Raw genomic sequence first — 9,125 nt, forward strand, 5'->3', positions numbered from 1 at the left:
CGGGCGCCCTGGGCGGTTCAGGCCTTCACGCCCGACACCCCTCGTGGCAACGCCCTGGCCCCTGTCGCGGAAGCCCTGGAATCCGCCGTGTCCGCCAGACTGCCGGCAGAGCGCCGCATCGAGGACGCCCAGCGGGCGCGCGAGGCGGGGGCGCTGCTGGTGTCCCTGTGTGTGGCGCCGGATGAGGTGACGGTGGTGGGCGCGGTGCACGCGCGCGAGGCCGTGTCCCTGGCGGCGGGCGGACGCAGGCGCATGCGGCGGGCTGGAGACGCGCCGTCGCGCGCGGCCATGAAGCTGGAAGAGGCCCTGGACGGACTGGCCTTCGAGCCTGGGCGCGGCGATGTGTGCGTGGATCTGGGCGCGGCGCCGGGCGGCTGGACGCAGCGGTTGGTGAGCCGCGGCGCGAAGGTGGTGGCGGTGGACCCGGCCCGGCTGATGCCGGAGCTGACGGGGAACCCGCGCGTGAAGCACGTCCAGGAGAGCGCCTTCGCCTATGCGCCCGACGAACCGGCGGACTGGCTCTTCTGCGACATGGCGTGGCGCCCCCTGGAAGTGGCGCAGCTGCTGGCCAAATGGGGGCGCCGCGGTTGGGCGCAGCACCTGGTGGCCAACATCAAGCTGCCCATGAAGGACAAGAACCCCCTCCTGCTGCGGGTGCGCCACACGCTCGTCCAGGAGGGCGGCTGGGAGGGGCTCACCGTCCGCCAGCTCTACCATGACCGGGATGAGGTCACCGTCACCGCGCACAAGATGAAGTGAGCCCCTGCGCCTTCGCGATGGACGCGCTAGACAAGGAGCGCAATGCCCTACCCACTCGACGACGCCACGGCCACCGCCCTCATCGCCCTCCATCCCTGGGTGCTCACCCGCAGCCCCCAGGCCCCGGTGCAGGCCGCCGTGGAGGTGCTCGTCCAGGCGGAGCAGGCCCGGCGTGGCCAGCCGGATGCGAAGACGGGCGCGCTCCAGGTACCGGCGCTCACCCAGGGCCACCTCCTCAAGGAGGAGTACGACTTGTCCACCCACGGCCATCATGACGGGTGGCGCGTGGGCGCCGTCATCGCGGACGTGCAGGGGATGATCAACGTCAACGCCCGCTTCGGCTTCCCCACCGGGGACGCGGTGCTGCGCGCCACCGTGGAGTCCCTCTCCGCTCAGTACCCCGGCGCGAAGGTGGTGCGCATCCACGCGGACGCGTTCGCTGCCCTGCTCGTGCCGACGTCGCAGCTCACGGTGGAGGAGCACCTCGCCGCGCCGACGCGCGAACGGCTGGCGCAGGGCGTGCGCACGGTGCTGCCCCCGGGAACGCCCGACGCGGACGTCCCCTCATGGACGGTGAGCCTGCTGGAGTTGACGGTGGACGCGCCCTCGCACTGGCAGGTGCTGGGCCCCCTGCTGTGGGCGGAGCTGGAGCGAACCCACGTCATGGAGCGCACCGGCCGCGCGCAGGGGCTTCAGCGCAGGCGCATCCGGCTGGATGGCTCCATTCCCGGCCCCGCGACGCTCTGAGACCGCGCGGTCGCGCCTGAGCGCCAGGCCATGCTGGCCATCCCTCGTTGGGGACTGCCACTGAACGCGCTCCCGGAGCCCTTCGGGCTTCCACGGGAGCGCGCGCCTTCCGTCCGCAGCGAGGCGCCTCGACGAACCACCGAGGCGTCATCCCTCCGCGCCAGCTACTCCTCGAGGATGAACTTGCGGGGATTCTGCCCGATGCCGTTGACGCGGACTTCGTAGTGGAGGTGCGGGCCCGTGGAGCGGCCGGTGTTGCCGACGGCGGCGATGTGCATGCCGCGCTTCACCTTGTCGCCGGCCTTCACCAGCATCTTCGACAGGTGGCCGTAGCGCGTCTTGATGCCGTAGCCATGGTCGATGACGAGCACGTTGCCGTAGCCGCCCTCCAGGCCCGCGAACACCACCGTGCCGTCCGACGGCGCGAAGACTTCCTTGCCGTGCGGCGCCGCGATGTCCATGCCGCCGTGCATGACGCGGTCCGCGGTGTACGGATCCAGACGCGAGCCGAAATCACTCGTCACCCAGCCGCGCGCGGGCCAGATGGACGGAGTGGAGGCCAGCAGCGACTTCTGGTCCTGGAAGTAGGCCTGCAGCTCCTGGAGGCTCTGCTCCTGGCGGGTGGCCTCCGCGCTCAGCCGGTCCAACCGGCCCATCAGCGCCTTCGGCGTCTCCGTGGAGGTCAGCTGCGTGAATTGCGTGTCCGTGGCTGGCGCGGACGTGCCCGCCTCGGGCTCCGTCGGGCCCATGGCCAGGTTGCGCTGAGGATCGGACAGCAGCGTCACCGCGCGCAGCTTCTGGTCGAAGCGCTCCACCCGGTCCAGCGTGGAACCGATGTGCTCGATGCGCTCACGCACCGACTTGAGCTGCGAGCGCAGCGTCAGGTTCTCTTCGCGAAGGATGCGGTTCTCGGAGGCGTCCGCGGCCACCTGGAAGTAGTGCACGCTCGCACCCACGCCCAGTCCCACCACGAGCATCAGTCCCATCCCCACCTGGGTGAGAAAGGACCGCTGGATGGTGTACCGCTTGACCGGAGCGTCATGGTCCGGAATCACCATCAGTGTGAAGGACTTTTTCGCCACGGGACAGCTCCCCTGCTTGCGTGGGACTACTGGCGCAGCAAGCTAAGTCGCCTGCTCTCGCGCAACACCTCCCCCCGCCGCCTACCCCTCCCGCTTCGTCGCCCACCGGCATTTCGACTCGGCTGGAAACGTTGGGGCAGCTACCACTCACATTCGAAGAGTGTCAAGGTCAACAGACCCGCAGGGAGGTCTGCAAGCCACGTGCAGACTCTGGGTGTGTCAGGCTTCCACTCGCACGACGATGACGGTGATGTTATCGTCACCGCCACGCTCGTTGGCGAAGTCGATGAGACGCTTGGGAACCTCTTCAAAGGTCCGCGCCTTCACCACGGTCTCGTGGATCTCCCTGTCCTCCATCATGTTCGCGAGACCGTCCGAACAGAGGAGGAAGACGTCGCCGGGCTCTGACACCAGCCCCATGACGTCCACCTGCACCTCCTCCTCGAAGCCGACGGAGCGGGTGATGATGTTCTTGTAGCGGGAGTGCTTCGCCTCTTCCGGGGTAATCATCCCCGCCTTGATCTGCTCGTTGACCAGCGAGTGGTCCTCGGAGATCTGCTGGATGAGGTCGCCGCGGATGAGGTACGCGCGGCTGTCCCCCACATGGGCGAAGAAGGCGTGCTCGTCGCGCACCACCAGGGAGATGACGGTGGTGCCCATGCCGGACAGCCGCGCATCTTCCTGCGCGGCCGTGAAGATGGCCAGACAGGCCCGCTCCACGGCGGTGCGCAGCGCCTCCGGAATCGGAGAGTCCTGGAGATTCGGGACGGAGAGGAAGGGGTTGTCCTTGCCTTCCCGCGCCCGGCGCATCTCTTTGTCGATGGTCTCCACCGCGATGCGGGACGCAGTGCCCCCACCCGCGTGGCCGCCCATTCCGTCGGCCACGACGTAGAGCTGGAGCTCATCATCAATGAGGAAGCTGTCCTCGTTGTGATTACGTTTGCGCCCGACATCCGTCAGGCCGGCGGAAATTATCTTCAAGCGGGAGGCCGCGGTCTGCCCTGCGGTGCTGGACACACCCGGGATGCTATGTGAGGCCCAAGGATGGGGCAAGGACACGGATAAAACTGACGCATTTCACGCGGTGCGTCGGAGCCGTCCCCGGGGGGCCCCCTCCGGTCCAGACTCCCTGCGGGCCCGGGTCCCTAGCGCCCTGTTGGCGGAACGAACCAGGGCCTCCGCCGCTCCCAGGGCCTCACGCGTCACCTCGACACCCGACATCATCCGCGCCAGCTCCCGGGTCCGTTCTGCCCCAGCCTCCAGCACCACCACCTCCGAGACAGTGCGCTCGCCCTTGAGGCCCTTGCGGATGAGCAGATGGGCATCCGCATAGGCGGCCACCTGCGGCAGGTGGGTGATGCAGAGCACCTGACGGTGACTGCTCACGTCCTTGATCATCCGCCCCACCACGTCCGCGATGGCGCCGCTGACGCCCGCGTCCGCTTCATCCAGGATGTAGCACCCGCCCCCGTCACTGTCAGCCAGGGCCTTCTTGAGTGCCAGCAGCAGCCGGCTCGCCTCACCGCCAGAGGCCACCTTCGCCAGCGCTCGCGGCGGCTCGCCGGGGTTCGCGCTGAAGAAGAACTCCACGTCATCCATGCCGTCCGGGCGCAGCGCCTCCGATGGCGTCACCCGCACCTCGAAGGCCGCCTTGCCCATGGCCAACTGCCCCAGGCCCTCGCGCACCTGCGCGGCGAACGCCACCGCACTGGCCGCACGCGCCCGCGTCAGCGCCGCGGCGGCCTTCCGGGCCCGCTCCTCCACCTTGCGGCGGTCCGCGGCCAGCTCTTCCAGGATTTCCTTCCGGTTCTCCAGTGTGCCCAGCTCCACCTCGATTTCGCCCCGCTTCGTCAGCAGGCCATCCAGGTGCGTGCCGTGCTTGCGGCACAGACGCTTGAGCGCGTCCAGCCGCTCCTCCACGTCCGCCAGTCGCGAAGGGTCCGACTCCAGTCCCTCCACGTACCGGTTGAGCCGCCGCTGCGCCTCCTCCAGCTCCGACAGCGCGGTGCTCAGCGCCTGCGCCACCGGCGCCAGCGTGGCGTCACACTTCACCGATTCATGCACCAGCCCCAGCGCGCGGCCCACCGTCTCCACGGCGGACTGCTCCTCGCCGGACACCAGCAGCTCCGCTTCCGAGGCGTGGCGCTTGAGCTTCTCCGCGCCGCCCAGCCGCTTGCGCTCCGCGTCCAGCCGCGCGTCCTCGCCGGCCTCCGGGTCCAGGCGCGTGATTTCATCGAGTTGGAAGCGCAGGAACTCGGCGCGCTCGCGCACCTTCGCCTCGTCTCCGCCCAGCGACTCCATGCGCGCGTCCACCTCGCGCAGGCCGGTGTACTCCCGGAAGAAGGCCGCGAGCACATCCTCCAGGTTGCCGTACCTGTCCAACAGCACCCGGTGCAGGCCGGAATCAAAGAGGCTGACGTGCTCGTGCTGGCCGGCGATGTCCACCGCCCCCCGCGTGAGCTTGCCCAGCACGCCCACTGTCACCAGCGAGCCGTTGACGTAGGCCTTGCCGCGCCCGGTGCGTCCCAGCACCCGGCGCACCAGAACCTCTTCTCCCAGGTCCGGCAGACCCAGCTCCTCCAGCCGGGTCTCCAACGCGGGAGTCCGCGCGAAGACGCCCTCCACGGACGCCTCCTCACAACCGGCGCGAATGACATCCGCGTCGGCGCGCCCCCCGAGCAAAAGGCCCAGTGCATCCACGAGGATGGACTTGCCCGCACCTGTCTCACCCGTGAGGACGGTGAGGCCGGCTCCGAACGCCACCTCCACCTCCTCGATCACCGCCACGTTCGAAATCCGCAGACCCAGCAGCACGCGCGCCCTCCAATGTCCGTACGACGGCTCTGGTACCTGAACACCCTAGCAGGTCTGACTGACACTGCACAGGCGTTCGGGTTGAGCGCACGGATGGCGGGCGGGAGGGGAAGGGGCCTCGTTGGGGCCCCAACCTCGCAAGTCCTCAGATTTCCGTGAAGAGCTCCTGGATGTCCTGCTCGGTGAGCGTCCGGCCCAGCTCGTCACCCTCCCCGCCGAGCACGCCAGCGGCCAGCTCCCGCTTGCGGCGCTGGAGGGCGAGGATCTTCTCCTCCACGGTGCCCCGGGTGATGAGCTTGTAGCTGATGACGGCGCGCGTCTGCCCGATGCGGTGCGTACGGTCCGTGGCCTGGTCCTCGACGGCGGGGTTCCACCACGGGTCGAAGTGGATGACGTAGTCGGCCGCGGTGAGGTTCAAGCCGGTGCCGCCCGCCTTGAGGGAGATGAAGAAGAGCGGCGGACCGTCCGGGTTGTTGTACTCGTCCACCTTGCCCATGCGGTCCTTGGTGCGACCGTCCAGGTAGAGGTAGCGCAGGCCCTTCTTGTCCGCCTCCTGCTTCAGCAGCTCCAGCATCTCCGTGAACTGGCTGAAGACGAGCGCGCGGTGGCCTTCCGCCACCAAGTCCTCCACCAGTTGGAGGAAGCGCTCCACCTTCGCGCTGGGCGGCATCAGGGTGCCGGGCGGCATCTTGAGCAGGCGCGGATCGCAGCACACCTGACGCAGGCGCATCAGCGCGGCCAGAATCGACACGCGGCTGCGCTTGAAGCCCACCTTCTCGATGCTCTCGTGCACCTTGCGGCGGCTCTCCTCCAGCACCTCGCGATAGAGCGCGGCCTGACCGGGCTCCATCTCGCACCAGGCGACGCTCTCCGTCTTCGGCGGCAGGTCCTTGGCCACCTCCGTCTTCAGGCGACGCAGGATGAAGGGCTGGATGCGGCGGCGCAGCCGGTCCTTCGCGGTGCTGTCGTTGGCCACCTGGATGGGCTGCTCGTAGCGGTCCCCGAAGCCATCCGAGCTGCCGAGGAAGCCCGGCATCAGGAAGTCGAAGATGCTCCAGAGCTCCGACAGGCGGTTCTCCAGCGGCGTACCGGTGAGCGCCAGACGCGTCTCGCTGGGGAGCGCCTTGCACGCCTGCGCGGTGGCGCTGCCCGCGTTCTTGATGTTCTGCGCCTCGTCCAGAATGATGTAGCGGAAGCCCACCTGGGACAGCTGGTCCAAGTCACGGCGGACCAGCGCGTAGGACGTGAGGACCAGGTCCATGCCCTTCAGGTCCTCTGCCCGCTCCTTGCGGTCCTGACCGTGCCACACCATCGTCTTGAGGCCCGGCGTGAAGCGCTCGGCCTCGCGCTCCCAGTTGGCCAGCACGCTGGTGGGCGCCACCACGAGCGACGGCTTGCGCCCCTCTTCGTTGGCCACCTTCTGCATCAGGCTGAGCGACTGGATGGTCTTCCCCAGACCCATGTCGTCCGCGAGGATGCCGGACAGGCCGTGGCGGCGCAGGAACCAGAGCCAGGACAGGCCCGCCTCCTGGTAGTGGCGCAGCGTGGCCTGGAGTCCCTCGGGGACGCCCACCTTCGGCACGCCCGCCGACTCGCGCAGCTCCATCATGGCCTGCCGCGCCTTGGCCTCCACCTCCGTGAACTCCCCCAGGTCCGCCAACAGGTCCAACGCGACGGCCTGGTGCAGCGGCAGCCGCGTGCGCGAGCGGCCCGGCAGCGCGCCGGCTTCCTCGAGCAGGTCCGCCACGCGCTTGATTTCGACGGGGTCCGCCTCCGCGAAGGTGCCGTCCTTCAGGGGAACGAAGCGACGGCCGGAGTCCAGCCACATGCGCACCGCGCCCAGGTCCACGGCCTGGTCGTCGGTGACGAACTCCGCATCCAGGTCGAACCACTGCACGCCGCTCATGCCCACGCGGATGCGCGGCTTGAGCTTGGGACGCAGGCGCACCTTGGGGGCATGCACGCCGAAGCGCTCCCATTCCTCGGGGAGCGAGGCCAGGCCCCGGGCCCAGAACTCGAGCGCGGTGTCGGCCGTGGCGTCGAAGACCTGCGCCTGCGGCTCGAAGCGCAGGCCCAGGTCCAGCAGCCGCTTCCCCGCGCCGCGCTCCAGTTCCTCGCGACGCCGGTACAGCTTGCGGCTGTCCCCGCCCACGCCGCTGGCGTAGCCCAGGTGCGTGGCAGTGGGGGACACCGGCACCGTCGTCTGGCCGTACTTCGCGGCCAGCTGCACCTTCACGCGCTCGGGGTTGCCTTCCAGGGTGAGCATGAAGCGAGGCTCCACGGCCTCGTCCACGTCGATGTCGTCCGCCTTCAACGCCATGCGGAAGCGCGGCAGGTGCGCGGCGAAGAAGGTCAGCACCCGGTCCAACTGCCCCGTGGGGAAGGACATGCTGGGCTCGAGCAGCCACTTGCGAAGCAGCCGCGGCGGGAAGTCCGGCTCCACCGGGTGCAGGTTCTGGCCCTGGATGACCCAGGTGCGCCGGCCCGACAGGAGGATGACGTCCTTGAGCGCGTAGCTTGCGTTGTCCGGGAAGAGCAGCTCGATGCGCGCGGTGGCGCCGTCCGGGCGGGACTCCAGATGAATCTGGGGCCGCACCGGCACCTCGGTGTCGATGAGCGCCGTGCCACGGTAGATGACGCGGCGGTGGCGCAAGAGCTCCAGCGCCTCGCTCAGCTCCTCGTCGGACAGGACCAGGCGCGAGTCATAGCGGTGCTCGTGGCGAGACAGCTGCATGAAGACGCGCTCGTCCGCGGGGGAGATGCGGCCCCCCGTCTGCAGCAGCCGCTTGACGTGGATGGGCCCCTTCGTCTGCGCGTCCTGCCGGCGCACGTCGATGATCCACTGCCGGATGCTGCCGTTCCCCGTGCTGGCGGCCGTGAGGCGGTAGAAGAATTCGTAGTCGGGCTGAGAAGACAGACCGAGCCAGCTCTCCACCTTGGCCAGGGCCGGGAGGCTGACCGGGTCGCCGCTCGACGGCACCGGCTCCACATGGGGCTCGTCGTCAACGACAGCTTCCTTCGGCTCGGGAGCGGCGGCGACGGGCTCGGCCGGGCGAGGCGCGGGGGGGCCGGGCGGACGGAAGCGCGCGGCGTAGATGAGCGCCGCGGCCACCACGTGCTTGCAGTGGGGGCCTTCGACGTTCCACGACGGGCAGGTACAGGTCGACGTGGCTCGGCCATTCCCCAGATGCAGGGCCGTCTGATACCGCTCACCGGACGAACCGGCGACCTGGGCGCTGATGCGGTCCCCTTCACGATTGAGGCCGAAGACGCGGCGCGACTCCGCCACCTCTCGCCCCTGCTTGAAGGTCGTGGGTTGAACTTCGGCCTTCAGGGCACGGAGCCACTGGGTGTCCTGAGGCGGGAGGATCTCTCGGATATCGGCGGTGGATTGCACGGCTGGCACAGGCCCCAGGCTCCAAATCGCCAGGGAACCCGTTGAACTACCACAGCAACGAGGCTCCCGGTCGCGGGAAAAATCAATGCGTCCGCCAGCAGAATCCGCCGCTGGCCTCAAGCTGTGAGAGCATCAACCCCCGCCATGGCCCGGACCGTCCGCTGTCGCGCCTCCGATACCCGTCTGCTCTTCTGGAAGGCGTCCGGCGCGCCGAGCCGACGCGCCGCCCCTCCCCCCGGAGGCGGGGCGTCCCCCGTGAGGCCATTCCGCTGGGCGAATGCCCCCTGCGGGCAGGGGGCCGTCGCCATGGCGGCAGGGCAGGCGGC

General features: G+C 69.3%; 6 protein-coding genes. 2 read left to right on the forward strand and 4 right to left on the reverse strand.

What is annotated here, in order from left to right:
* Nucleotides 1–759, forward strand: a 759-nt coding sequence (rlmM, locus tag HNV26_RS35810; protein ID WP_171452993.1) for a 23S rRNA (cytidine(2498)-2'-O)-methyltransferase RlmM, incomplete at its 5' end; no start/stop codon positions are given.
* Nucleotides 760–801: 42 nt separating this feature from the next.
* Nucleotides 802–1,506 (forward strand): nucleotidyl cyclase domain-containing protein, encoded by a 705-nt coding sequence (locus tag HNV26_RS35815; protein ID WP_171445328.1) that lies wholly within the window; start codon nt 802–804, stop codon nt 1,504–1,506.
* Nucleotides 1,507–1,670: 164 nt separating this feature from the next.
* Here HNV26_RS35815 and HNV26_RS35820 read toward each other — a convergent pair whose 3' ends face one another.
* From HNV26_RS35820 to HNV26_RS35835, 4 genes are all read right to left on the reverse strand, one after another.
* Nucleotides 1,671–2,588: a M23 family metallopeptidase gene (locus HNV26_RS35820; protein WP_011555313.1), complete on the reverse strand. Its 918-nt coding sequence runs from the start codon at nt 2,586–2,588 to the stop codon at nt 1,671–1,673.
* Nucleotides 2,589–2,807: 219 nt separating this feature from the next.
* Nucleotides 2,808–3,605 (reverse strand): Stp1/IreP family PP2C-type Ser/Thr phosphatase, encoded by a 798-nt coding sequence (locus HNV26_RS35825; RefSeq protein ID WP_011555314.1) that lies wholly within the window; start codon nt 3,603–3,605, stop codon nt 2,808–2,810.
* 60 nt (nt 3,606–3,665) lie between these two features.
* Nucleotides 3,666–5,402, reverse strand: coding sequence for a DNA repair protein RecN (gene recN / locus HNV26_RS35830; protein ID WP_171445327.1), 1,737 nt, complete (start codon nt 5,400–5,402; stop codon nt 3,666–3,668).
* Nucleotides 5,403–5,547: 145 nt separating this feature from the next.
* Nucleotides 5,548–8,808 (reverse strand): DEAD/DEAH box helicase, encoded by a 3,261-nt coding sequence (locus HNV26_RS35835; protein ID WP_436410076.1) that lies wholly within the window; start codon nt 8,806–8,808, stop codon nt 5,548–5,550.
* Nucleotides 8,809–9,125: the final 317 nt, after the last annotated feature.

The sequence above is a fragment of the Myxococcus xanthus genome, from assembly GCF_013116825.1.
In the GTDB taxonomy this organism is placed as follows: Bacteria; Myxococcota; Myxococcia; order Myxococcales; family Myxococcaceae; genus Myxococcus; species Myxococcus xanthus_B.

Excerpts from the sequence above, each read along its gene's own strand:
- HNV26_RS35815 (WP_171445328.1), top strand. The coding sequence starts at position 802 with ATGCCCTACCCACTCGACGACGCCACGGCCACCGCCCTCATCGCCCTC.